The organism is Dysosmobacter welbionis (assembly GCF_005121165.3).
In the GTDB taxonomy this organism is placed as follows: Bacteria; Bacillota; Clostridia; order Oscillospirales; family Oscillospiraceae; genus Oscillibacter; species Oscillibacter welbionis.
In genome coordinates, this window is sequence record NZ_CP034413.3 from 2,155,117 (window position 1) to 2,180,688 (window position 25,572).

Genomic DNA, 25,572 nt, shown 5'->3' on the forward strand with positions numbered 1-25,572 from the left:
TTGGGTGTCATGAGATATCTGAGCGAAAATCCAGCGGCTGGTGGGAATGAATAAAATCATTCACTGTCGCCCGACTGCCCATGCCTGCCGTTGCACCAACCGCCTGGATTGCCAAAGCGGAACAGGCGCTTCCAAGAGTTATACAGTCCTCTGGGGGCAGGTTCTCTCCTACGCCGGTCAAAAAGCCGGCGCAGAAGGCGTCTCCCGCCCCTGTGGTTTCCACTATGGAAAGGCCCTGGTAGATGCCCGCAAAAAAGGCGGTTTGACGATTTTTGAAATAGGAACCTCGGCTGCCTAGTTTTACAGCCACGTTTTTGACGCCGCGGTCCAGGAAGAAATCTGCAATAGCCCGAGGATCCTCGGTCCCGGCAATCTGGGAAGCCTGCTCGATGCTTGGCAGAAAATAGTCCAGATAGGGCCAGCAGGGGTCTAGAATTCCTTTCCACCGGCCGCTGCGGTCACTGGTGACGTCCATAGATGTTATTACGCCGCGCTCCTTTGCGGCTTTCAGCAATTGGGCGGAGCCCTCGCCGTCAAACTTCGGCAGATGAAAAGCGCCCCCAATCTGAAGCATTTCTGCCCAGTCCAGCAGAGACAGATCACAGTCGTCAAAGCAGAACTCTGCGCTGGTGCCCGGATCCTGCAGGAATGTACGGTCACCTTTGGGATTGACCAGGATGACAGATTTTGTTTGCCGAGCCGTGGAGGAACGGACGGTATGGGATATGTCGATTCCGGCAGCTTGGGCCAGAGAAGCCACATAGTCTCCCATCTCGTCACATCCAAGCCGCCCTAAGTAGGCGACTTGGTGGCCCAACTTGGCAAAATTAATTGCGTTATTGTTGGCGTCACCGCCGCTGGTAATGCGGATGTCTGGCACTATCTGGGTATCGTTTTCAAAGGGGATCTGTTGGACTGGACGGACAAAAATGTCTACCAGCATTTCACCGGCGCAGATGACTCTCATGGAAGGCGCCTCCTTAAAAGGCGTGCATAGCCTCAAGGCAGGCATCCATAGTGGTCAGAGGGCTGAGTTCAAAGGCGAAAATACCGTCGAAACCAAGTTCGTCCACCAGCACATGCTTGAGGTAAGGGTAGTTGATCTCGCCGGTGCCGGGTTCATGGCGGCCGGGGACATCTCCAATGTGGATATAGCCGATGATGTCCGCGTTCCGCCGGAGGGTGTTGACCAAATCGCCCTCCATCAGCTGCATATGATAGATGTCATACAGCAGCTTTACATTGGGAGACCCTACGACCCGAATGATATCCGCAGCAGAGTCTGAAGTAGTCATGTAGTAACCGGGCTTGGCATAGGTGCTCACAGGCTCTACTTGAAGATAGAGACCCTCCGCTTCTGCGATTTTGGAGATCTCCAGCAAGTTCTTGGTGGCACAGGCAATTTTGGTGCGGTCGTTCAAATCGTTGCCGTCGGTACACATTCTGCCTTCCTCGCCCAAGGCGTTGGAATGGATCACCAGATTTTTACAGTCCAAAAAATGGGCCGCTTCTACAGATCGCTTGAAGTATTCTAAAAATTCCTTGCAATGGGCGGGATCAATCAGGTTGTAGTCCTTGTCTCCAGAGAAACACCCCAGCTGAAGCCGGTTTTCTTCCAGTAGGGATTTGATCTTCTTGATATCATGCTGTGCCCAGGAACCGAATTCCACATAGTCGAAACCGGTTTTTCGGACCATGGGGAACCGGTCGTAGAAGGGCAGATCTACAAAGAGCTTCTCGATACAGATTGATTTTTTCATATGACCTCCACGTTTAATTGCCAGACTGCTTGTTGGTAGAACGTTTTTTCCAGAGATTCAGGAAAATGGGAGAGAGCAGGGAGATGGCTGCAATAGCCAGCAGTACTAGGGCGATGGGATGAGAGAGGAAAATGGAGAAGCTCCCGTCCGAGAGCACCAGAGTGCGGCGCAGGTTCTCCTCCACCGTGCCGCCCAGAATCAGGCCCAGAATAATGGGCGGCATGCAGAAGTCCAACTTGATAAGGAAGTAGCCCACAATGCCCGCACCGATCATCAGAAACACATCGTAGATATTGTTATTGATGGCATAAGTGCCGACCACACAGAAGACAAACACAATGGGGTTCAGCCACTTCATAGGTACCAGGCTGATTTTGGAGAAGATGCGGATAGCACCATAGCCCAACAAGCACATGAAGACGTTGGCCATAAACAGAGAGATAATGATGGAGTAGACATCCACCGTCTGGGTGCTGAAAAGCAGCGGTCCAGGTGTAATGCCCTGCATCATCAGGGCACCCAGCATGATGGCTGTGACGGAGTCACCAGGGATGCCCAGGGTCAGCAATGGGATCATGGCGCCGCCGGAGACAGCATTGTTGGCGGCCTCGGGAGCGGCGATGCCTTCGGGAGCACCATGGCCGAACTCCTCCGGATGCTTGGACCAGCGTTTGGACTCGTTATAGCCGATCCAGGAGGCGATATCGCCGCCGGTTCCGGGAATGGCGCCGATAATGGTGCCGATAATGGAGCACATCAGGATCGTAGGACTTGTCCGCTTAATATCTGATTTAGAGGGCAAAATCTGGTCCAGCTTCTTGCGCTTTTCCCGTTTGTACTCCTTCATAGATTCCTCCGCTGTAACAAGGCACTGGGAGAAGGCGAACAGGCCGATCAGCAGCGCCACGAACTGGACACCTCCGATTAGGTAGGTGGTTCCAAATGTGAACCGCATAGTGGCAGAGGTTGCATCAATGCCCACCGTGCCAAGCAGCAGGCCCAGTATAGCGCCGATCAGACCCTTAATGATGGAGTGAGAGGACACGGCGGTGACGATGCTCAACCCAAACACACCCAGAGCAAACATCTCCGGTACGCCGAAGTTCAGCGCGATCTTGGACAGCAGCGGAGCGGTGAAGAGCAGTGCGCAGGCAGAGAACAGGCCGCCGAAGGTGGAGGCCATAGTGGAAATACTGAGGGCACGGCCGGGCTGCCCCAGTTTGGTGGCCATGGGATAACCATCCAGGCAGGTGGCGGCCGAGTTGGCAGTACCAGGCGTATTGATGAGGATGGCGGTGATGGAGCCTCCATAGATGGCGCCGCAGAAAGTGCCCAGCAGCATCATAATGCCTGCTTGATCAAGGGAAAAAGTAAACGGGAGTAGAATGGAGACCGCCATAACGGCAGATAGGCCGGGCATCGCCCCGCACAGGATACCGAAAAACACGCCCAAAAACATGTAAATTAGGCTGGTAGGCGTAAATACCAACGCTGCAGCTTGCAGAAAAGCATCCATAGAATCGCTCCCTCCTTATCAAGAGAACAACGTGCCCATAGGCAGCGGGACCCGCAGGGCCACATCAAAGCTCAGCCACACGAATACACAGATCACGACGGTCAGTCCCGCCAGGAGTTTGACATTACGCTCACCATGGATAAACATACATACTGGCAACATAAATAGGATGCCGATATAAATTCCCAGGAAATAAATAATTGCACCAGTGGCTATCAGTGTCAGCGATACCAGCACCATCCGTTTGAATCCCACAGTCTTAAATGCAAATGGAGAACTGCGGGTTTCTTTTTTGCTGAAAAGCCCCTGGAGAATTAGCACGATGGACAGAGATCCCATAACGACCGACAGGCACTTCGGCCAGAAGCTGGGACCCAGTGAATCTGTCATCAGCATGCTGGTCATTCCCAGGGATTCCACATAGGCGAAGATCGACAGGGCCAGAAAGATGATCCCTGTGACTACGTTTGCTTTTTTCAACGGTATCCCTCCCGCAAGAATGTTGCAGGCGCACGGAACAGGACCTGTTCCGTGCGCCCTGATTACGTGACTACGCGATATGGAAATGATTCTTCTTCACTCAGCCAGCAGGCCGACGTAATAGTTGTACGCCTCTTCGCAGTACTGGGTCATACCCTCAATGTCCCATACCTTGGGCGTCATCATCTGGGATTCCGTCAGTTCCGCATAGGTTTCGGAGGCCACGCCCTCATTCAGCGTGTTATGCAGCCACTCAATGATGGCGGGATCGGCATCGGACCGGATTCCCAGGAAGCACACAGACCGCAGATCCATATCGCCGCACTCCTCGGGATAGGTCTGGGCGAGAGAGGGGGTTCCAGGTAGAGAGTCGGACTCCTCGGCAGAAGTAACGGCCAGAAGCTTCAGGGTGCCGGCTTCAATCTGCCCGGCCACGCCGCTGACGTTGATGAAGGTCGCATCGCACTCGCCGGTTACCACAGCCAGAGCGCAGTCGTTGGAAGAGTCATAAGTTACAGTCCGAATCTGACAGCCGAAGGCGTTGGACAGTGCAATGGTTGCCAGACCGCCGGGAGATCCCAGACCGGTGATCGCCACGGTAACGGCGTTGTCGCCGCTGGAGAGTTTGTTAATGAAGCCCTCCAGTGTGCTGCAATCCCCATCGGCGGGGCCGATCAGGCAGTAGGGCTCATCTTGCAGGCAAACAATGGGAGTAAAATCCTCCTGGAGGACAATGTCCGTGGCACCGATGGCACGGTTGATAATCAGGTCACCGTTGACCCCCACGATGGTGTAGCCGTCCGCAGCCCGGGTCAGCCCCTGCTCGGTGCCCACCAGACCGCCGCCTCCCGCCACGTTCTCCACCACAAAGTTCACATTGCTGGGCAGCGCGTCCTCGGAAAGGCTTTGAAACAGGGCGCGGGAGAGTTGGTCCATCGTACCGCCGGCACCATAGGGGATGATGCAGGAAATATTGGTGGTGGGATAATCCGGTGCGGCGGTGTCCTCTCCGGAGGAGTCCTGGCCCGAAGACTGTTCGCCGGTGCCGCCGCAGGCGGTGAGACTGAGGCACATCAATATCGCGAGAAGCAAAGCGATTCCTTTTTTCATGTTAATTCTCCTTTGTTCCGTATTTATGTATCCCCTGCCGGATCAATGGGCGGGGAATCACAACTTGATGACGGCCTTGACCACATCCTGACGCTGATAAAGCGCGGCGTCAAAGGCCTCCTGCACATTTTGAAAATCAAATTGATGCGAAGCGATGGCTTTTACGTCAATTCGACCGGTGGATACCGCCCGGATAGCTGTGGGAAAATTGTTGTGATAGCGGTAAATGGTCCGAATTTCACCCTCCTTATACATCAAATCCATAAAGCGGTAAGGAGTTTCGCCATTGATATTGCCGACAAAGACGATGACGCCGCCCCGCCGAACCAGATCTGAGGTTTCCGCCGCTGTGTGGGAGTTGCCGGCGGTTTCAAATACCACATCTGCGCCGCGGCCCTCTGTCAATTCCGTGACCCGTGCCATGGTATCCTCTGTGCTGGCATCGATAACTGCATCGGCTCCAAGTTCCAGGGCTTTATCTAATCGTTTGGAGAAGAGGTCGGAAACGATTACTCTGCCGGCCCCCCGGGCTTTGCAGGCCATCATGGTGAGAAGGCCGATGCACCCGGCACCCAGAATGACCACATCCTGCCCCAATGTCACATCACCCCGGCTGGCAGCCGACAGCCCTACGGCCAGCGGCTCGATCAAGGCCCCCTCCAGGGAGGAGACATTATCCGGCAGTTTGAAGGCCAGATGCGCCGGTATGGCAGCGTAGTCCCGCAGCATTCCATCATAGGGCGGAACTGAGGGGAAGCGGACATCTTTGCAGAGATTATAGCGTCCGGACCTGCACTCCGGGCAAACCCCGCAAGTAATCTGGGGCTCAAAGCAGACCCGGTCTCCAACGGCGACATTTTGAACACCCGCACCCACCTGTGTGACCGTGCCGGCGCACTCGTGGCCTAGAATAAAGGGCAGGTCAAAAGCCTTTCCCTTCCGCATGCCGGATTCAAAGAAATGCGCGTCAGATCCACAGACGCCCACATACTCGATTTTCAGTACAACTTCGCCCGGCTGCGCTTGCGGCATTGGAAGCTCCCGAATTTCCATCTTCCCAGGTGTGACCATGTAGGCGGCCCGATTCCGTATCTCCATGAAATCCTCGCTCCTTTTCCCCAAATACTTACTCACTAATTCTGAGTTGCCAAATTTTGTAGGTATTTTATGGTAAATTTATGAGTATCTTTTAGATAATTATAGCAAATATTGTGGGGTTTTCAATATCTAAATGTGATAAATTCTTGACGAAACTTTGGCCATTTTGAATAATAAGAGTTTTATTTACAGCAAATACCTGTGCAAAAAAATTCTTATTTTCATCATTTCTTGATTATTTTGGGAAAAATGATTGCATAATGGCAAAAATATGATATAATTTACCCAAATTATACCGAATAATTTGCTAATATTATAGGAGGAATCCTTATGCGGGCCGAGCGCCTTAATGCGATGGAACAATATATTTTGGGGAAGGAAACCGTTTCCCTGGAGGAATTGTCTACGCAATTTTCTGTATCTATGAACACGATCCGGCGGGATGTCATGGAACTTTTGAGCCGTGGAAATATCCGAAAAGTCTATGGAGGCGTCTCTTCCACCCTGATCAACCGGCCGGTGGGCTTTTCTGTCCGGGCCCAGAAAAACAGCCGGGCCAAGCAGATTATCGGACGGCTGGCCTCCCAACTGGTCAGCGATGGGGCGTCAATTTTTCTGGACTCCGGTTCCACAACGCCCTATATCCTTCAGCATATCGGCGAGAAAAACGGCGTTACCGTGATTACCCACAGCTTGACTGCGCTGTATGCGGCCTCGTCTTTGTCCAACCTGAACATTATTGCGCTGGGCGGTATTTACGCCCCCGCCACGTCGTCCTTTACCGGTATTTCCACACTGGATGCCCTCTCTCGCCTGAGCATTCAGACAATCTTTATCTCTGCTACCGGCGTTTCAATTGAAAACGGCCTTACCAACAGTACTTATCTGGAAGCCGAGATCAAGCGCAGCGTGGTACAGCGAGGCAATCGGGTTGTCCTGATGGCGGACCAAAGTAAATTTGGACATTCCGCTGTGATCAGCTTCTGCCCATTTGAGCAACTGTATGCCATCGTTACAGACTGCTTGCCCTCTGAGCCGTATCTGGAGGCAATTGATCGCTATGGCATCCGGCTGATTTGCCCTGGTCACGAAAGTGATTGAGTGCAATGCCTGGGGGGAGTTCAACGGAAAATCCGTGTTCTGAATCCAAAAACAGCGTTTTGATTTACTTTTCCTCAATTTTTTCGCATCATCCCCTTGTCTTAATACTACTGGGCTTATTGTTAGGCCTTGTTCAAACGAGATGGCAGCATTCATTTTGCATTCGCTATTTCTACAGGAAAGATCGACAAGTAGCGTCTAGACACATCCAATACCCTGTCCTATACGGGGCAAAAACGATGCCCGGACGCGGCGTCTCCGCATCCGGGCCGTGCCGACTTTTCGGAGGGCATTTGCTGGGACTTTCCCCATAGCTTTCGCCGCCCCCTTCTGGGCCGCCTTGGTGATGTGGGCGTAGGTGTCCGGAGTGGAGCCGGCCGAGAAGTGGACCGGCATCTCTTTCAGGGACTTCACCAAGTACATGGCGGTCACCAGCGACAGCGGGTACACCATCAAGAAGGGGAGTAAAATCACAGTCAAAGGAATCCGCTGAGAAACGAGACAAGCCCCGGGCCTTTTGGCCCGGGGCTTGTCATTAAGCTGTTTTCAACGCAGCAAAGAGACTCAATTGAGGGTAATCGTGTAAGTTGCGTCCGCTGCGCCATCCAGGTGCAGAACAACCGTCATGCTATCGGTGACAGCGGTAGTATCCTTCTCGCCATAAATCGCGCCGAAGGGGCTCACAACCTCGAAGTAGTCGGCAGCATTTCCACCATCGACCTCGAGAGCAGCGTACAAGTCAGCAACCGTAGCGTTAGCGGAAGATTCGATAGTGATTATCTTGGAGCTAATGCTCATAACGGAAGAAGAAATACTATCCTTAACCTTCAGCGTGCCAGAGCTTGCAGCTGCAACCTCAACCTCAACAGTCACTGTCGTGGTCTTGGAACCATCGGAAGAAGTGACCTTGATGGTATAGGTGCCCTCACCCAGAGCGGTGGTCTGGGCCTGGGTATCCGCATCCACATCGGTAGAGCCGTTCTTAGTCACCACAACCTTTGCACCAGCATCGTTCGGCTTGATAACGAACTTGGGCTGATCGTTCTGCGTAGCAGGCAGATTGATGGTGTTGGTCTCACCATCACCGAGCTTGGCAACAGTCTCGCCCTTCACAGTAATGCTAGCAATACTGGCATCATTGCTGAGCTCAGCGGCTTCAGTAGCCTGGGTCACGGTCACATACAGCTCTTCCAGAACCTTGCCGTTATCAGAGGTCTTGCCGGCATAGTCATAGGTGTAGGCATAGCCCTTCAGCGCATCCACCAGCTCCTTGGCGGAGATATTGGCGGCCACCTCATAGTCGGCATCCTCATCCTTGTTCATGATGCTGGCGTCTCTGTCATCGCCCAGGTCACCAACGGTCACCAAGGTGATAGCGGTGTCCTCGGTCACCAGATAGCGGCTGCCATTAATGGTCAGGGTGCCGGCGCTCTGGCTGATCGCGCTGGTCTTGTCAGTGTCAGCAATCACGCTGCCGCCTGCGGTGGCCGCCTGGAAGTCGGTCAGCTGACCGTCGGAATTACGGGTCAGATAGTGGGCAACGCCATAGTAGTCATTGTCGGAAGTGATCTTGTTGTCAGCAACAATGTCCTCTTCCTCATCACCGTTCAGAACAGTGTACTGATGATAGACCTCGTTGTCGGTGGTGACATAGCGGCCATCATAGGACAGAACATAGACCAGAGTGGTCTCCTGCTCACCGGAGATGGTGGCATCGCCGTCAATATCAATATAGATCAGAGCAGCATAGCCATTGTCACGCACCAGAGCAGAGACAGCAGCCTCACTGGAGGAATCCGTCAGCTCAATGGCGGGGAAGTTCTTCACGCCGGTGTAGACATACAGATCATCGTTCTTGTCGCTGACAATGACGATGGTCTCGTCGTTGGCCAGAGAAAGATCCGCCTTGGTAGTGCTGTTGGAATCGTTCTCGAAGGGAGCGACCTTGCTGTTTTCGGAAACAGTCCCCTTACCGCTGTAGCTGGCAATCTCCTCGTCATACTTGGACTCAACAGCATACAGAGTGTATTCGTCAGCAGAGTTCTTGCTGTAGGTGAACCAGCCGATCTGATCGGCGTCGGTTCCCCAACGAGCAATGGTGGACTTGCTGCTCACCTGCTCACCGGCCTTCTTATCATAGGCCTTGTCCACGACGATCTCGTCGGTGGTACCATCGGGGAAGATGGCGTTGGCCAGAGCGCGGGAGGTAGAGGTCATGCCGCTGCTGCTGCCGAATTCAGCGATGTACACATAATCGCTCAGGACAACAGACTCATCCACTGCGATGACATAGCCATAGGAATCCAGCACCAGGGAAGCCTCGCGGCCCACATTGTAGCTGGTTTTCTTGATGTTGTCGGCGGTGGCGGAGTACTCGTACTTGGTGCCGCCCATGGTCACATTGCTGCCGTCCTTATAGCCCTCAACAGTGCCGTTGACAACCTCAGCCTTGTCAATGCTCTTGACCTCGTAACGGCTGTTGTTGTTGACGGCGGTCACCAGGACATAGTCGTCGGCCTTCAGGTCGGTGATATTGGCGAAATCGTCCACATCCAGGGTCCGGCTGTCCAAGGTGATGTCGGTGTCATACTTGCTGGAGTCAGTGGTCAGGCTGACCGTCTCCTTGCGGGTGTCATAGTCGGAAGCGGCCTGGAAGACATAGGTGCGGACGGTGACGATGGTGACATCATTGGTGTCGTCGTCCACATAGATCTCGGTCAGGTCGCCGTTGGCAGTGTTGTTGACCGCGCCGGTGTTGTTGCGCTCAACATAGTCCTCCACGTCAGCGGTCTTAACGGGCGTTTCCACACCGTCGAACCACACGGTCAGGTCGGACTTGCCATCCGTCAGATCGTTGTAGACTGTGCGGCCCACAGCTTCATACACATCAGACTTGGAGACCTTGGCGGTGTAGGTGCCCACCAGCTGGTCCATATTGGCGTAAGTGCCGATCTCGTCGGACTTCAGAGTCCAGATGTTGGAAGGACGGCCGAAGTCATCCGCTTCGCCGGGTGCCTTCTGCAGATCGTCAAAGTACCGCTCGGCGAACTGCATCTTCTCGTCTTTCTCAATAGTGTTGTCCTTCTCGATGGGGTTCTCTACTTCTTTACGAGTAGAGGTGGAGGTGATCTCCACGCCGCCCACAACGATGGTATCCTTCTTGTCATACTCGACCATGGTGGCCTGCAGCATATTGAAGGCGTACAGGGCGGCCTCCTGACGGGTCACAGCCTGGGAGCCCACGAACTCGTCGTTGCCGTCGTCCAGACCGATGCCGCTGGCCTGCTTGATGACGCTGACCTGCCAGTTGGGGCCGGTGTAGCCCTCGATGGAACTGTCATAGCCCAGGGCGCCCAGCAGCATCTTCATGAACGCGTTGCCGCTCAGGGTACCGGTGGGACGGAAGGTGCCGTCAGCATAGCCGCTGATGATACCCTGCTGAGAGCAGTAGGTGATGTAGCCCGCGAAGGTGTTGGTCACGGGAACATCCTTGAAGGGGGCGGTGCTGGCCGCCAGAGCAGATGCAGTGGTGGGGCCCAGGATCAGGTTGCAGATGATCTTGGCGGCCGCGCCACGGGTCAGGACATCATCGGGACGGAAGTCGCCGTCGGAATAACCGTCGACAACACCCAGGGCAGAGATCACATCCACAGCTTCTTTGTAGGTGATCTCGCTGCCGTCCGTGAAGTCCTTGGCGCCCGCGCTGACAGTGACCAGAGACATGGTCATCACCAGAGCAAGCACCAGTGAAAGAAATTTCTTCATTCGGATTTCTCCTCCTTTAAAAGATTTGCAGAGAGCTTTTGAGGTCCAATCTCCGGACCGGCTTCATATGCGCAGGGGTGTCTCTTCCCGTTGCTCCGGCCCAGAGCGGACCACAGAAGTTCCTTTCTGCGCGTTCACTTTACCCCAGGAGAATGCTGCTGTCTACGATTTGCCGGGTTTTGTTAAAAAAGTGAAATAATTACTGGATTTCTTGCGCTTGCCATGAAAAGCAAGTGTAACCGATGAAAAAGTTCCCAAACAAAGGGGCGATTCCGGCAGGTCTCCTCATAGGGGCAAAAAGAAAGATGCCGTGAAAACAGATTCTCTGCTGCCACGGCATCTTTCTTCTGCTATGTGGGATGCATTGCCCAACAGGCTACGATTCTTTCAGATAGTATTTCTGGCCGACTTTAATCAGGTTTCCAGAATCTACTTCATGCTTGAGCAGCGCGGAGCATTGCTCGGTTTCAATCTGCAGGGCGGTGGTGATGTCCTTCCGACAGGCAAAGCCCTCCTTCTTCAGATATTCGTAGAGGGCTTCCTGCTGTCGTTCCGGCGGAACTACGGAATCCGGTAAGTAGTATTTATAGCCCACGCGGACCAGGAGACCCTTATCCAGCATGGCACGCAGCCGCTGATACGCAGCGGATTTGGTCTGGCCATATAATTCCATGATCTGGCTGCGTGTGATAGGGCCACTGCGGCGAATCGCCTCTGTGATCTTTTGTTCCCAATTGCTCTTTTCGTATCTGGTCCAGAGATCTCGCAACGTCCAGTTCTCCATGCCGCCGCGGATCAGGGCGGTTCTTGTGATCCTAGACACCCGCGAAACGTCCATGGGTTTTTTTGACTCGGCGGAGAGCAGGACATGGAGATCCTCCGTCCGCTTCTGGAGCCGCTTTGCCAATATTCTTTTGGCTGCCGCTGTCAGCGGTACCTCTCCTTCCGGCAGGTGAATCAGATTCTTCTCCAGATCCACCTGATCCCAAGTCAAGGACACAATGTTTTTAGCGGTCAGCCCCATGCTCCAAGTAAGCCAGAGTACCAAGCCGGCAGGAGTGTCTTTTTCCGCCTGCAAAATCTTCCACAGCTTGAACTCATCGATGTCCCCGGACTTCTCACTATGCTTGGGGCCAGCTCTTCCGTTCGGCAGATACTGGGCAAAATGCAATTGTAAAGACCGGATCTCCATACCGGTGATACGAGCCACATAGGACCAGTCGTGTTGTTCCAGTTGTCGAATTATATAGTCATGGCGCAGATCGACCAGACGCACGTTCGTTTGCCCTACCTCGTCAAGAACCCTGCGCGCTATCCGGGAGATTGCCTGGGGTTGCATTTGCTTATGGTAGCGATCAGAGCAGATCACGCAGTTATTTGTGGAATTCCCGGTGAGAAATGTCCATTTTCTGTACACGGAACGCAGGTAATCTGCCAGCATTTGAGTAATGGGAATCGTCCGAGCTGGCAACTGGAGTTGATTTCGTTCAAAATCCACCTGATCCCAAGTCAGGTTCGTGATCTCATCCCGTAGCAGTCCCGCCTGCCATGCAAGACGCACAGCCACACCGGCGGCATCGCTGGCGTGGCTTCCCAGAAGTCGTTCCATGGCCGCCGTATCCGGCCGATTCACAAAAAATTCTCGCATACGGCCCCTCCGTGCCCCGAATTCCCTGCCTGATGCAAATCGAAACTTGCTTGGGCGATTATTCGTCGACGGACGGGCTTAGAGAAACTTCACTGAACAGTTCCTGCCGCTTCCCTTTGCTCGCTGCCTCGTCACGGAATTATCATTCCGTCGCTGATTCATATGAAAGGGATTGGCGGGTCAAAGGGAAAAGACACAAAAAAAGCCCGTACTATCTGCACGGGCGAAAAAAACGATATTAGAACCAAGGCCGGACAGAATTTAACGTTTCCCCGGCTTTTTTCTGCTGCCCGGAGAGGCAAAACCCTCTTGTGGGCAGGCGCCCTATGTGATAAAATGTAATTGCAGATATGTAGGATAAATTGTTTTTTGCGATTATTTGTGTCGGAATGATAATTCCGTGATTACGATATCAGCCCCAGCCGGTCAAGCGTTCGCTGGTGCTCTGCGCCAGAAGTCAGCAGATAGATGCGCGTCGTTTCGATGCTGCTGTGGCCCAACAGGTCGGACAGTTTGACGATGTCCCGACAGGCCCGGTAAAACACGGTGGCAAACATGTGCCGCAGATTGTGGGGGAACACCTTGCCCGGCATCACGCCGGCGTATTTGCAAAGGCTCTTCATCTCCGCCCAGATCTGGCGGCGGCCCAGTTCTTTTCCGCTTTTGGTGCGAAAGATCGCACCAGAGGCGGTCTTTTGCTTTTGGGCATATTTGAGCAGCTTGCGGCAGAGTTTCCCCGGCAGCAGGATCACGCGGATTTTGCCTTTGAGGGAGACTTCGGCCTTGCCCTGCCGCACGGCTTCCACTGTGATATAGCGGACTTCGCTGACCCGGATGCCGGTGGCCCCGATGGTCTCCACCAGCAAGCCCAGCCGCTCCCGGCCCAGACGGCAAGCCGCGTCCAGCAGGCTCTGATAATCGGATTTTGTCAGCTCCCGGCCGGCATCCCGGAACAGCCGCCGCTGGATTTTCAGGAATTTCACCCGGCAGTCGTTTAGATCAAGGTACGCCAACAGGCTGTTTAAGGCAGAGAGCATGGCATTGATACTGGCGGGGGCGTAGCCCTGCTCCGCCAGATAGGCTTTCCACTCTGCGGTCAGCTCCTTGCAGATTTCGCGATCACCCAGCCAGCAGGCGAATGCCCGGATATCCCGAAGATACTTTTCCATGGTGGCTGCGCTCTTCTCCTCCAGCAGAAGGTGACGGGCAAACGCCTGTATTTGCAGGGGTGTCAGTTTGTGTTCGGACATAGGGGGCCTCCTTGCATGATTTCATGCCAACATTGTACAGGAACGGCAGAGACAGCAAAGCCCACAGCGGTAACTGCCGCTGTGGGCTTGTGAATCCTGGTCCCGCAATGGTAGGATTGCCACCGGTTTCCAGAAAATATACGGGTTGCCCTATCTGCTTATCATGGGATTCTTCTCTTCACGAGTTATGGAAGCAAATATGATACCATACTGCTCCAGAGGCCGATGGGAATATCCGAAACACAACGAGGCTGCGTGCAGAAAAATATGCGTAAGCTGTTGATTACGAGTAGATTTTGCCTTTGTTCACAGCATCGAAATGCCGATGGCCGGCAGAGCGGGTTTTCCTTACGCAATTCTTCTGCCCCTCCGGCCGCGCAAAGTGGGTCCGGGCTTCCGCATGGAACTGCCCCTGGCTATAGCCGGGGACGATGCTTTCCCTGCCGAAAGGTGGGGGGCTTTTGGGATCGTCCGCCCCAAATCCTGTAAAAATTCTTTTTATTCCCCTGAAACGATGGTACTCTGAAACACGAATATACCTGTGAAAGGCGGTGAGGCGATGGAGCGGGAACAGACATGGATCAGGGCTATCCAGCGGCGAAACTCCCGGGAGGCGGCGGAGCAGCTGATCCAGACCTACTATGACGAAATCTACCGCTTCGTCTACCGTCAGACCGGCAGCAAGGAGGACGCCATGGACCTGACCCAGTCCGTCTTCATCGCAGTCCTGCGGGCATTGCCCGGCTACCGGGCGGAGCGGGCGTCCTTCCGCACCTGGCTGTACCGCATCGCCGCCAACAAAGTCATCGACACCCGCCGGAAGGCCCGGCCGGTCTCTATTCCTATTCAGGAAATGGAGCTCCCTGCAGCAGAGGACTTTGTGGCCCGCGTCCATGACCGGGCCCTGCTGGAGACCATCGAAGGCTATGTCTCCGGCCTGGACCCCGGGGAGCAGGCGGTGTTCCGCCTGCGGATCTACGGGGAAAAGACCTTCCCGGAGATCGCTGCCGCCATGGGAGAGCCGGAGGCGGCAGTGAAATCCAGATACTACCGCCTGATCGGGCGGCTGCGAAAGGAGTTTGGAGCAGATGGATAATCAAAAAATTTCCATGCCCACAGAGGCGGAAAAACAGCGGGCCATTGCCCGGATTCTGGATGCAGGCCTGCCCCGCCGGGTCGCCTTTGGCCGGGAGCTGCGGGAGGTTTTGCAGCGCATCGGCCCCCGCGCGCTGCTGTTTGGCGTGGGGGACTGTTTGGCCTTGTCCCTGCTGATCTGGGCCCTGTGCCTGCTGTCGGCGCTTTTTGTGGCCGGTTCCACCGGCTCTTTGGCACCGGCCCTGTTCCTGTTTTCTCCCCTGCTCTATGCCGCCCTCTCCCTGCTGACTGCCTGGAAGAACCTGCAGACCGGCATTTGGGAGTGGACCTGGACCTTCCAGGTCTCCGCCCGGATGGTGGCGGCCCTGCAGATGCTGTGCTTCGGCGGGGTGTCCGTACTGGTGTGTGTCCCGGCAAATATGCTGTTGTGGACCTTCACCGGGCAGGAGATGCCCCTGGGCTGGATGCTGGCACTGTCTCTGGCCAGCCTGTTTCTGTATGGCGCTCTCTCCCTGCTGTGCCAGCGGCTGCGGGGACCTGCCGGGTGGCTGGCGGCGCCGACCGGCTGGGTTCTGATGGGCCTGATTCCCCTGATCTGGCCCCGGACGGCGGAGTGGCTGACGGCCATCCCCACCGTAGTGTTCTGCCTGCTGGCCGCGGCCGGGATTACTCTGTACCTTTTGGAACTGCGCTGCTTCTGCCGGCGCCCGATGGAAGGAGGCGTCTCCTATGCTCTCCGTTGAGCACGTCACGAAAACCTATGGGAAGTTCACCGCTTTGGAGGACATTTCCCTGACCTTCACTCCCGGCGTCTACGGTCTGCTGGCACCCAATGGGGCGGGCAAGACCACCCTCATCAAGATGCTCACCACCCTGCTGTTCCCCACCAAGGGACAGATCCTGTGGGAGGGAGAAGACATCCGGGCCTTGGGGGCGGAATACCGGGGCCTGCTGGGGTATCTCCCCCAGCAGTTCGGGTACTATCCCAGCTACACGCCCCGGCAATTCCTCCGGTATGCCGCCGCCCTCCAGTGCATCCCGAAGCGGGAGGCGGACGGCCGCATTGACCACCTGCTGGAGACAGTGGGACTTGGGGATGCTGCGGACAAAAAAATGAAGAAGTTCTCCGGCGGGATGCTCCAGCGGGTGGGCATCGCCGTAGCCATGCTGAACGACCCGAAGCTGCTGATCCTGGACGAGCCCACCGCTGGGCTGGACCCCCGGGAGCGGGTGCGGTTCCGCAATTTGATCCACACGCTGGCTGAGGATCGGATCGTGATTCTCTCCACCCACATCGTCTCAGACATTGAGACCATCGCCGGGCAAATCGTCATGTTCAAGGATCACCGCCTCTACTGCTGCGACAGCCCTGCCCGCATCTGCGCCCGGTTCCAGGGCAGGGTATTCCAGCTTCCTGCCGGGATGCCCCTGGCCCCGGGACAGTTCCTGCTCAGCGAAGGACAGGGGGCGGATGGCCCGGTGCTCCGGGTGCTCTGCGAGACGCCCCCTGTCAATGGAACGCCGGTAACGCCGGGGTTGGAGGATGCGTTTCTCGCCATCTACCGGGAGGAACAGACATGAATCTGGCGGTCTATGAGTGGCGGAAGCTCTTCCGCCTGCCCGCCCTGTGGGCCTTCCTGGCCCTGTGTCTGGCCTTTAACGGGCTGCTGATCGCCACGCTCTCCCCCTATGACCGGGCGTTCTTCAACGAGACTTCCCAAACGGCAAAGGCCTTGGGCCAGCGGGTTGATGAAGACTTTCTTGCCGGGCTGGACGCTATACCCGCCACAGAGAACCGGGATTTGCTGCGTCAATCTGTCACCGGGATGGAGGACATTTTCGAGACGTATGACACCGGGGAACTCTCGGATTTCTATGCCGGTGTGGTGGAGAAATCCCCTCTGGCAGTTACCTGGATGACCTGGAAATATGATCTGCTGGCGAGCCGGGTGGAGCACCTGGCCCAGACTGACGCGGCGCTGGATTTGTACGCCGGCCCGGCCACCTACGGCAGCCACCAGTTCCTCTTCGGCGCGCTGTTCCGGGCCATTCTCTGTGAGAGCGCCATTCTGGCCATGCTGGGGACGCTGTATCTGCTGGGCTACGAGGGGATGCACCGCGCAGAGGGCCTGGCCTGCGCCTCCCGAACGGGACGGAAACTACGGCGGGTGAAGGTCCTGGCGGCTCTCCAGGCGTCGGCGGCGCTGTACGGCCTGCTGGCGTTCTGCACCCTGGTGCCCTACTTCCTGCTGTACGACTACAGCGGAATCTGGAATGCCAGCGTGTCCAGCCAGTTCAACTATTTCTCGGACATGCTGGTGGTCCGGCCCTTCCTCACCTGGGGGGACTTCACGGTGGGTCAGTACCTGGCCGCTGCCCTAGCCCTGGGCGCGGTGCTGACGGCGGTATTCTCCCTGCTGGCGTCGGTGTGCGGCACGCTGGTGCGAAGCCCCTATCTGGCGGCCCTGGCGCTGTGCCTGGTGTGCTTCGGCGGACTGGGACTGGTCTCCGTTCTGGGGGAGCTGGGCTGGTGGGCGGCCTATTTGATTGCCTGTTTCCAGCCGGTAACGGTCTGGCTCTCCTGCAGCGCCTGGTTCACGGAGCTGGGACTGAACGCCGTCCTCCCCTGGCAGGAGACCATCGCAAGCGGGCTGAACCTGCTGCTTTTGGGCGGCGGAGTCCTGTTGGCTCTCGGTTGGTTTGACAGAAAGGACGTGTCCTGATGGAACTTTTGAAATGGGAGCTGCGGAAGATCTGGCGGCCCGGCATCCTGGCGGCCATCCTGCTGCTGGGGGCGGTATACTACTGGATGTTCCCACAGTTCTATATCGAGCACTTTTGCAACGGTCCCCAGTCGGAGGCCCAGTTCGATCTGGCCTCCGACTGGGTGGAGCGGTATGGCCCCACCCTGGAACCGGAAGAACGGGCAGAACTGGACGAGCAGATGGCAGGGGAGATCACGGCCTTTGACACACAGATCACCGCCATCCCGGAAGCTGCGGCAGCGGGGCTGACGGACTATAAATCTTTTCTCTCCTTTCGGGGGACTACCTGAACGGCATACGCAACACTGATGGACAGGCAGATATGGATGTGGAGGCCCTGCTCTACCGGGTGTACGGCGGCACCAACTGGTACCGGATCGAGGCGCTGGCGGATACTCTGGAGACCTATGATACCCAGGAGGATCACCGCGCTCTGATTGTCTCCAACCGGCAGCAATTGGCCCAGCCGGAGGCTATGGTCCGGCGGGAGGCGGAGCTGGCAAGCTCGGATATGACCCATTCCCTGCTGCCGTCCTCTGTGAAATACTCCACTCAGGAGTACGGCAAGGATCTGGCGGTATGGTGCGTACTCAGCATCGTGCTCCTGCTCTCCCCCACCCTGGTGCGGGACCGGCTGCGGAACACCCGGCCTATGCAGTGGGCCTCCCGGCGGGGGCGGTCCGTTTTGAACGTTCAGATGGGAGCTGCCCTGCTCTCTGCGCTGGTGCTGGCGGTGGTGAATATAACAGTCTATGTCATTCCGTTCCTGGCCCAGGGGCCCCTGCAATTTGCCGCCTGCGGCCTGGACGGCATCTGGGAGTGGGGCACTCCCTGGTTCGACTGGACCTACGGCACCTATCTGCTGGTGCTGGCGGGGCTGATTTTGGCCCTGTCCCTGGGGGCCGCCGGGCTGACGGCTTTTCTCTCCCAGTACAGCGGCAACTACATCGCCATGCTGCTGAAGGCCGTTCCCCTGTTCGTGGCGGTGGGGTCGTGCTGGGCTCCTGGCTTCTGGATCGGCCCTTCACGTTCCGCCCCCTCTGGGACGGCTACGGCCCCTGGGTGCCCAAGGGTGCGGAGGCGGTGGCCGCTGCAGTCCTGCTGGCTTTGGGACTTGGCCTGTGTGCCCTGGCCTGCCGGCGGCAGCGAAAGAGGGAACTATGATAAAGGAAATTTTATTTTCTCTTAAATTTTATCTCTACAAGTATGATCCGGATTGTGACCCGGAACGATGAAATAGCGCGGAGTGGAGCGCAGCAGCCTTCGAGTCTTGGCCCGTTTGGGGTCTAAAAACACTTCGGCGCCGGCCGTCCAAAGTAGGCGTGGGCCTCTCAGCGCTTGGCTGCTGCCGGCAAGCCAAATGCTCCGCGCGTCCTGCAGGGAGCGGAATTTAATGACATTGGGCCAAAGCTCCCTCCCGCCTCATTGGCTTACAGGAGGCCAGTCCATTCCTCTGTGCCGTTGTCCATATCATAACTGTGAGCGTTGGTGGCCTCTATAAGTAGGCCCAATGGGTCCCTTCCACATCGGAGAACCGCCGCAGTTCATCAGTATGGCGGTCCATATACGCTGTGTCGGCGCTGCGGCCCAACATTCGGTTAACGATGGCAGTTACCTGTGCCCGGGTGATAGAATATATGGCCGGAACGTACCATCGAAAAATCCGCCGATCCAGCCGTACTGGGCGGCGCTGGTCACTTGGGTACAAAACCAGTCATCCTCGTTCGCGTCGGAGAAGAGGCTGGTTCCACCGGGCGTCTCGTTGGCAAACCGTATGGCGATCACTGCGAATTGGGCCTGGGTGATATCCCGATTGGGCTGAAATGCGCCGTCGGAGTAGCCCTGTATGATGCCCAGGGATAACAGCAGAGGCGCGCCACATATCATCTGGAACATCTGTGCAACGTATCGGTGACAGACACGTTCTTTTCCAATAGTAGGTTGTAGAACATCTGCGCCGCCTGGCCCCGGGTCATCTGCCGGCCGGGGGCGAAAGAGCCGCCTGTGAATCCGTCGAGATAAACCGTATGGTCTCTGGTATTCAACCAGCTGGACACGTCGGTGTTATCAGGATCGGCGATCGGCTGAGTGGCCTTAAATACCACCTTGATGGTGTGGTTGGCCCGCACGTTCTCAAAGGTATAGTGACTGATAGCGCCTACGCTCTCGCCATCTACCAGCACATTAAAAATCCGGTAACCGTCGCCGGCCATAATGTGGAAGGCCCGGTCGCCGCCCCGGCTGACGTTGGCGCGCCCGGAGGGGGTGATGGAGCCGACTTGGCCTGTCTCGGCGGTGATGGCGCGGGATCCGCTGGTCCTATTGGGCCGCTTTTTTCTGTTCTGGCAGCTCATCCCAACCGACGGCCAGCTGCTCCGTGTCCAGCAGACGGTCGTAAGCCTGTTCCGCCAGCAGCCGCACGCCGCGGTCGATCTCTGCCTGGGTGACCAGATACAGCTTTCGCAAGCACCGGGGATTGCACTTCTCCGGCGCTACACGGGCCGCACCAGACAGACTCTGGATGTCCCCCGTCACCTGTGTCCGCCGCAGGGGCCGCCTGCTTCTGGTGACGAACACCGGCCCTGCCGTCAGCCCCTGCCGGCGGCAATAGGATAGCAGCTCTGCCTGCAGACACCTTGGCAACTGGACACGCCGCTGCTCACCGCCGGAGACAGCCGGTGTGCGTCCACTCTGCACGGCCTCCACAGTGATCTGAGGCAGTTCTCCGACGTGGGCTCCTGTCAGGGCAATTGCTTTCACCAAAAGATACGTTCTCTCCTTTTCCAGCGCCCGAGCAGCAGACAGCAGCCGCAGATATTCCGTTCGGGTCAGTTCCGACTGGGGTGCCGTTTCCGTCTCCAGCTGTCCGGTCAGCTGCAGATCCCGGCGGCCCAAGTAGTCCAGCAGGCCGTTAGCGGCGGAGATGTTTGTGTTCACTGTGGCCGGGGCATATCCCTCTGCCAGCAGAGCCTGCCGCCATGTCTCCAGAGTATTCAAGACGATTTGCTTGTCAGGCGGCAGATAGTCGTAGAATGTCTTCAGTTTTGCGGCGTAAAACCGCACGGTCTCTTCCCGGCGCCCTCGGTGATTCAGATCCTCCAAATAGGCCCGGATGCTCTCTTCACTTACCGTTACACCGATTGCTTTCAGCGGTGCTGCCGCCTTTTGACACACCGCGCCTGTTCTCTGCATTGCTCCTCCCCCTATCAACGAAATCAACATTTTGAATACGTCCGCGGGCAAAGTAAGACCTGGAGCGCATGATTTCAGGAGAGAATCCGCTTCTAAAACACGCTCCAGACCTCGTTGGGGCAGAGAAAAGAGGGCCGAGAAAAATCCTTTTTCCCGGCCTGATTTTGTGCGTCCCAATTGGGGGGAGTCCCTTGCGGTTCCTTTCAAACCGTGCTATAATAAAAGCAATTTATGTAAGAAAAAAGGGGCCGTTGAAATTTTTTGTGACAAAATGTTGATTTTGACCTACGAAACCAGCCCCAGACGTTCCAGTTGCCGGGCGTGCTCCGCTCCGGAGGTCACAAGGTAGATACGAGTGGTTTCAATGGAACTGTGGCCCAGCACATCGGCCAGCCGCACGATGTCCTTGCAGGCCCGGTAGAAAATGGTGGCGAACAAGTGCCGCAGATTGTGAGGAAACACCTTGGCAGATTCCACTCCGGCGGACTTGCACAGCCGTTTCAGCTCTGTCCAAATCTGGCGGCGGCTCAGAGAGGTTCCGTTTCTGGTGAGAAAAATCTCGCCTGAAACGGTTTTGTGTTTTCTGGCGTATTTCAGCAGTTTGCGGCAAAGCTTGCCCGGCAGCAGAATGGTGCGAATTTTTCCCTTGAGGGAGATCTCGGTCCGACCCCGCTGGGCGGCCTCCACGGTGATATACCGCACCTCGGACACCCGGATACCGGTAGCGCAGATGGCCTCCATCAACAGGGCCAGCCGCTCCTGCCCACGCGCTCTTGCCGCGGCCAGCAACCGCTCGTACTCCTGGCGGGTCAGTTCACGGCCTGCGTCGCGGAACAGGCGGCGCTGGACTTTCAAAAATTTTGCCCGGCACTCGTCCCAGCCCAGAAAATGAAACAGTCCGTTAAGTGCAGCCAGCATAGAATTAATGGTCACCGGGGCGTAGTCTTTAGAGAGCAGGTGATCCCTCCATTCGGCAGCCAGTTCCCTGGAAACTGGTCTGCCGTCCAGCCAGCCGGCAAAGGCCCTGATATCCCGGAGATACTTTTCAATGGTGCCGGGGCTCCGCTCCTCCCTCCGCAGATGTGCCGTATATGATGCGAGTTGTGCCGGGTCGATTGTCCGCTCAGGCATTTCTATAACCTCCTACAAATATTTTTCTTTATTTTATCTTGCAGGAGGCAGCTTATGCAGTACTAAGAGCCCTCCAAAGTCCGTTCAAAGTCTGGTTTCATTTTTGTTTTCTGTAGTATACGTGAACTTGTAACGGGCGGTCCGTTATGCGTTTTTTGCTGTGTGTTTTTTGAAGCAGATGGCCGGCCGATGAACGTAAAGATTTCAGATATTGCCGCTCCCCATAAAAGGCCCGGCTGATAGAGCAATTGGGATTCTGGTTGCCTCTCTGATCCGGCAGCCAATCAACTTGTAAGGGTTTGGATGGGACGGATTGCCCTGTGTGCCTGCCGCATTTCTGGTCAGAGTGTCAGTGCGACCGGAGGCTGCTTTGCTCTGCCCGTATAGGAAAATATGGCCTATACAGACTGCGGTTTGCTGTTTGAAGCCAGTATGGCATCCGCTATGATGTCCGCCATAGTTTTAAGAATAGAAATTTTGTGGAGGAAGTGATCTGCGTCACCTGGGCAGAGCGGCAAGACGCCAAAACCGGTATTTAGCAGGATGTTCGCCCCTCCTTTCGTTGTGATCTTGTGCTTCCCATAGCCTGCCCCGGAATGATAAAAGCCGCCGTAGAGTGGACACGACCTCCGGGGGTGGGCGATTTCGGGGCTAAACACACTTGGAAAGCACGGTGTATCGGATGGAGAATTCTGCCTCAGCTTATCACCTGAAAGGCGTTGTACAGGTCCGCCTCCGCAACCGCAAAACTGTCTGATTTGCGATCAATCAAGCTGGTTTTCCCGGCTTTTGGCATCAAAAAGCTCGGACCAGATCGGGAGGCACTTCCGCCTGTCCCGAACCCCAAACTATACAGGACAAAAAACGAGGCTCAGAAGCATTTTCTGCATCTGAGCCTCCTGCTGTTTTCGGTTTCAGAACCATTTGCCGGGACTTTTTCCATGGCTTTTTCCGCCTCTTTTGGGGCCGATGGTGTGGCGTGGGACTAGGTGTCCAAGGTCAATCCCACACTGAAATATCAGAGTGGCGAATGCGCGGCGTAGGTCGTGGAACCTCGCTTTCAACAGCCGCCCGCTTCAGAACCCCGTGGAACATGTGCGGGACGCTGTACAGGGAGACCGGTCCGCCGGTGTGGGAGGGGAATACCCAAGGGCTGCTGCCGCTTTTCCCTTCGGCCTTTGAAAAACGCCCAAGCGGGCGGCAGATGGCCAAATAGACACGCCTCTGCAACGGCGGAACGATGGTCCAAAACCGGTCCCGGACCGCCTGGAGAGGAACTCTGCCCATCCCGCAAGGCGCATAGCGGCCGAAAGGCAGTCACGTGGGGCATTACCCGCGGGTGTTCTGCGGCTGTTTGGCGGAGTGCCCGCCAATTTCTGCCGGATCGGACGGATGGTGAACCGCGGGCTGCCGTCGCGTCGTCTGGCGGCCCTGGTCATCAGCTCAGCTATCTCCGTGGTGCGGAGACCGCGCTCCTCCGGCTGACGATGCGGAACACCAAGAAGTCCGATTCGTACAGCGCTTCGCAGCTGCCGGACGGTAGCACGGCAAGTACGATCACAGTTGTGCATTGAGGAACAGCGTCAGGTCATCGCGGCTTTTGCAACTGGTCCCTTTGACGTGGCTTCCCTCCTGTCGGCCTGTTTCTTCTCACAGATTCAGACGTTTGGGGCGGCGCCTGTGAACCGCCTCGTTTATACAGAATCAGGTGCCTTTGACGATTCCGAACAATAGAATCCAGAGACACATGCAAAGTGAACGCGCCTTGATTTGATGTTCTCGCCAGGAAACGGTCCTCTGTAAAAGTTTACTCTTCCGGACGCTCTCTGCTTTCCGTTGAAAATACGCGGCCCTTCCATAAGAAATTGCCTTTGGGAATGCTGAATTGAAATCATCTCTGTTCTATGCCTCTGTTCCGTTCAGCTTCCACCGGGCGCTCTCACTCTGGAGCTCCACCATGCGGCGGTAGAGGCCGCCGCGCTCCATCAGCTCCGCCGGAGTTCCCTGCTCGGCTACATGGCCGTTTTCCAGCACCACGATGTGGTCCGCCCCGGCCACGGTACGCATCCGGTGGGCGATGACCAGCACCGTCTTGCCGGCCAGCAGGCGGGAGAGGGCTCCCTGCACCTTGGTCTCGTTCTCCACATCCAGGCTGGCGGTGGCCTCGTCCAGCAGGACGATGGGGGCGTTTTTCAAAAGCGCCCGGGCGATGGAGATGCGCTGCCGCTCCCCGCCGGAGAGCTTCGCCCCGTTCTCCCCGATGGGGGTGTCATAGCCCTGGGGCAGGCGGCGGATGAACTCCCCGCAGTTGGCGGCCTCCGCCGCGGCCCGCACCTCTTCGTCGGTGGCGCCCCGCTTGCCCAGGCGGATGTTTTCCATCACGGTATCGTCAAAGAGCACCACATCCTGGAACACCATGGAGTAGTCGGTCAGCAGCGCCTCCGGGTCCACGGTGGAGATGTCCACGCCGCCTACCCGGATGGTGCCCTCCGTAACATCCCACAGCCGGGCGGCCAGCCGGGCGCAGGTGCTCTTGCCGGAGCCGGAGGGTCCCACCAGAGCGGTCACTTCACCCTCCCGGGCGGTAAAGTTCACACCGTCCAATACCTTCTTCTTGTCGTAGGCGAAGCCCACATGGTCGAACACAATGTCGTGGCCCTTGGGCTGGAAACGCTCCACTCCCTCGGCGGTGGGGGTGTTATAGATTTCGTTCATGCGGTCGGCAGACACCTGGGACACGAACAGCTCTGCAATGAGGGCCAGACTCTGGTCGAAGGGGGCGTACACACGGGTGATGACCAGCAGGAACAAAAACAGCAGCATGAAGTCGATCTGTCCGGAGACGATCAGGCTGGCCCCCGCCAGGATGGTGGTGGCGACCCCCAGGCGCATGATGACGCTGGCCGCATTGACAAAGATGCCGGTGCCCAGCTCGCCCTGGATGGTGACCTTCTCATGGTCGTCGATCTTCTGGTTGAGCCCGGCCAGATAGCGCACCTCCTGGTTGGTGGCGCGGATCTCCCGGACGTTTTCCAACGCCTCCTGGATGCCGTCGGAGACACGGATTGCGGCCTGTTTCGTCCGCTCCGAGGCCCGGGCGGAGATCTTCCGGGTGCCGAACAGCAGGCCGAAGGCCACCGGCACCCCCCACAGGCAGGCGATAGTCAGCCGCCAGTCATATACCAGCAGGCAAACCGCGATAATGGCCGTGGAGATGTAGGCGCCGTACAGGTATCCCAGCACATGGGACCAGACGTGCTCCATGCGGTTCACATCGCCCATGAGGGTCTCGGTCAGGTCCGCCAGATCCCGCTTGCCGAAGTAGCCCAAGGGCAGCTTGCGCAGCCGCTCCGCCAGGCTGAGGCGGGTGGACTTCACCTCGTTGTAGACCAGGCCGTAAGTGGCGTGGTACTGCTGCAGGTGGGTCACAAAGGACAGAATGACGAACGCGATTACCAGCCCAAGAAAGAGCGCCGGGCCGGGCAGCGGCGCTCCGTCCGTCAGGGTTCCCATCAGGCCGTACATCAACAGGTACAGGATGCCCATGCCGTCCATGACGACCAGATTGACAATGACCGTCCAGAAAGCGCCCTTTTTGGCGTTTTTCACGCCCTGGTCGGTGAGGGCGTATTTGCGCTGAAAGTTTTTGCCGAACATCTTC

General features: G+C 56.7%; 22 protein-coding genes. 7 read left to right on the forward strand and 15 right to left on the reverse strand.

What is annotated here, in order from left to right; translation table 11 throughout:
* Window positions 1-7: 7 nt before the first annotated feature.
* The 6 genes from EIO64_RS11505 to EIO64_RS11530 form a co-directional block, all read right to left on the reverse strand.
* Window positions 8-943 (reverse strand): carbohydrate kinase family protein, encoded by a 936-nt coding sequence (locus tag EIO64_RS11505; RefSeq protein WP_158629777.1) that lies wholly within the window; start codon window positions 941-943, stop codon window positions 8-10.
* Window positions 944-980: 37 nt separating this feature from the next.
* On the reverse strand, window positions 981-1,760 hold the full coding sequence (locus tag EIO64_RS11510) for a hydroxypyruvate isomerase family protein (protein WP_025544259.1): 780 nt from the start codon (window positions 1,758-1,760) through the stop codon (window positions 981-983).
* 13 nt (window positions 1,761-1,773) lie between these two features.
* Window positions 1,774-3,276, reverse strand: coding sequence for a tripartite tricarboxylate transporter permease (locus tag EIO64_RS11515; protein ID WP_136891361.1), 1,503 nt, complete (start codon window positions 3,274-3,276; stop codon window positions 1,774-1,776).
* Between the two features lie 18 nt (window positions 3,277-3,294).
* Window positions 3,295-3,756, reverse strand: coding sequence for a tripartite tricarboxylate transporter TctB family protein (locus EIO64_RS11520; RefSeq protein ID WP_158629778.1), 462 nt, complete (start codon window positions 3,754-3,756; stop codon window positions 3,295-3,297).
* Between the two features lie 96 nt (window positions 3,757-3,852).
* Window positions 3,853-4,866, reverse strand: a complete 1,014-nt coding sequence (locus tag EIO64_RS11525; protein ID WP_136891363.1) for a Bug family tripartite tricarboxylate transporter substrate binding protein — start codon at window positions 4,864-4,866, stop codon at window positions 3,853-3,855.
* 57 nt (window positions 4,867-4,923) lie between these two features.
* Entirely contained in the window at window positions 4,924-5,964 is a 1,041-nt protein-coding gene (locus EIO64_RS11530; RefSeq protein WP_305148294.1) for an NAD(P)-dependent alcohol dehydrogenase, read from the reverse strand.
* A gap of 354 nt (window positions 5,965-6,318) precedes the next feature.
* Between EIO64_RS11530 and EIO64_RS11535 the strand changes: the two genes are divergently transcribed.
* On the forward strand, window positions 6,319-7,065 hold the full coding sequence (locus EIO64_RS11535; protein WP_249390662.1) for a DeoR/GlpR family DNA-binding transcription regulator: 747 nt from the start codon (window positions 6,319-6,321) through the stop codon (window positions 7,063-7,065).
* Between the two features lie 198 nt (window positions 7,066-7,263).
* On the opposite strand, the gene EIO64_RS11540 is transcribed toward EIO64_RS11535, so the two are convergent.
* The 4 genes from EIO64_RS11540 to EIO64_RS11555 all read right to left on the reverse strand — a co-directional run bounded on the left by EIO64_RS11540 (window position 7,264) and on the right by EIO64_RS11555 (window position 13,728).
* Complete coding sequence (locus EIO64_RS11540; protein WP_158629779.1) at window positions 7,264-7,518, reverse strand: hypothetical protein; 255 nt, start codon at window positions 7,516-7,518, stop codon at window positions 7,264-7,266.
* A gap of 111 nt (window positions 7,519-7,629) precedes the next feature.
* Window positions 7,630-10,830, reverse strand: coding sequence for an S-layer homology domain-containing protein (locus tag EIO64_RS11545; protein WP_136891364.1), 3,201 nt, complete (start codon window positions 10,828-10,830; stop codon window positions 7,630-7,632).
* Window positions 10,831-11,206: 376 nt separating this feature from the next.
* Window positions 11,207-12,478: a tyrosine-type recombinase/integrase gene (locus tag EIO64_RS11550; protein ID WP_136891365.1), complete on the reverse strand. Its 1,272-nt coding sequence runs from the start codon at window positions 12,476-12,478 to the stop codon at window positions 11,207-11,209.
* 404 nt (window positions 12,479-12,882) lie between these two features.
* Window positions 12,883-13,728: a tyrosine-type recombinase/integrase gene (locus tag EIO64_RS11555; RefSeq protein WP_136891366.1), complete on the reverse strand. Its 846-nt coding sequence runs from the start codon at window positions 13,726-13,728 to the stop codon at window positions 12,883-12,885.
* A 559-nt stretch (window positions 13,729-14,287) separates the two neighbouring features.
* On the opposite strand from EIO64_RS11555, the gene EIO64_RS11560 reads away from it, so the two are divergent.
* From EIO64_RS11560 to EIO64_RS11585, 6 genes are read left to right on the forward strand one after another with little or no spacing between them, the layout of a single operon-like run.
* Window positions 14,288-14,824, forward strand: a complete 537-nt coding sequence (locus tag EIO64_RS11560) for an RNA polymerase sigma factor (protein ID WP_021749532.1) — start codon at window positions 14,288-14,290, stop codon at window positions 14,822-14,824.
* Complete coding sequence (locus EIO64_RS11565; protein ID WP_021749533.1) at window positions 14,817-15,566, forward strand: hypothetical protein; 750 nt, start codon at window positions 14,817-14,819, stop codon at window positions 15,564-15,566. The genes EIO64_RS11560 and EIO64_RS11565 overlap by 8 nt, the downstream gene beginning before the upstream one ends.
* Window positions 15,553-16,404 carry an ABC transporter ATP-binding protein gene (locus EIO64_RS11570; protein ID WP_021749534.1) on the forward strand — a complete coding sequence of 284 codons (852 nt, stop codon included), beginning with the start codon at window positions 15,553-15,555 and terminating at the stop codon, window positions 16,402-16,404. The genes EIO64_RS11565 and EIO64_RS11570 overlap by 14 nt, the downstream gene beginning before the upstream one ends.
* The gene (locus tag EIO64_RS11575) at window positions 16,401-17,546 is read left to right on the forward strand and encodes a hypothetical protein (protein WP_025544836.1); all 1,146 of its coding nucleotides are present in this window, start codon (window positions 16,401-16,403) and stop codon (window positions 17,544-17,546) included. The genes EIO64_RS11570 and EIO64_RS11575 overlap by 4 nt, the downstream gene beginning before the upstream one ends.
* Entirely contained in the window at window positions 17,546-17,878 is a 333-nt protein-coding gene (locus EIO64_RS11580) for a hypothetical protein (RefSeq protein ID WP_136891367.1), read from the forward strand. The genes EIO64_RS11575 and EIO64_RS11580 overlap by 1 nt, the downstream gene beginning before the upstream one ends.
* Window positions 17,879-17,910: 32 nt before the next feature.
* Window positions 17,911-18,777 (forward strand): hypothetical protein, encoded by an 867-nt coding sequence (locus EIO64_RS11585; RefSeq protein ID WP_136891368.1) that lies wholly within the window; start codon window positions 17,911-17,913, stop codon window positions 18,775-18,777.
* Between the two features lie 422 nt (window positions 18,778-19,199).
* Here EIO64_RS11585 and EIO64_RS11590 read toward each other — a convergent pair whose 3' ends face one another.
* The 5 genes from EIO64_RS11590 to EIO64_RS11610 all read right to left on the reverse strand — a co-directional run bounded on the left by EIO64_RS11590 (window position 19,200) and on the right by EIO64_RS11610 (window position 25,568).
* Window positions 19,200-19,484 carry an S-layer homology domain-containing protein gene (locus EIO64_RS11590; RefSeq protein ID WP_025544839.1) on the reverse strand — a complete coding sequence of 95 codons (285 nt, stop codon included), beginning with the start codon at window positions 19,482-19,484 and terminating at the stop codon, window positions 19,200-19,202.
* On the reverse strand, window positions 19,472-19,942 hold the full coding sequence (locus EIO64_RS11595; RefSeq protein WP_025544840.1) for a hypothetical protein: 471 nt from the start codon (window positions 19,940-19,942) through the stop codon (window positions 19,472-19,474). The genes EIO64_RS11590 and EIO64_RS11595 overlap by 13 nt, the downstream gene beginning before the upstream one ends.
* Window positions 19,908-20,780 (reverse strand): tyrosine-type recombinase/integrase, encoded by an 873-nt coding sequence (locus EIO64_RS11600; protein WP_025544841.1) that lies wholly within the window; start codon window positions 20,778-20,780, stop codon window positions 19,908-19,910. The genes EIO64_RS11595 and EIO64_RS11600 overlap by 35 nt, the downstream gene beginning before the upstream one ends.
* Before the next feature lie 285 nt (window positions 20,781-21,065).
* Window positions 21,066-21,911 (reverse strand): tyrosine-type recombinase/integrase, encoded by an 846-nt coding sequence (locus EIO64_RS11605; RefSeq protein WP_136891369.1) that lies wholly within the window; start codon window positions 21,909-21,911, stop codon window positions 21,066-21,068.
* 1,902 nt (window positions 21,912-23,813) lie between these two features.
* On the reverse strand, window positions 23,814-25,568 hold the full coding sequence (locus EIO64_RS11610; RefSeq protein ID WP_136891370.1) for an ABC transporter ATP-binding protein: 1,755 nt from the start codon (window positions 25,566-25,568) through the stop codon (window positions 23,814-23,816).
* Window positions 25,569-25,572 lie beyond the last annotated feature (4 nt).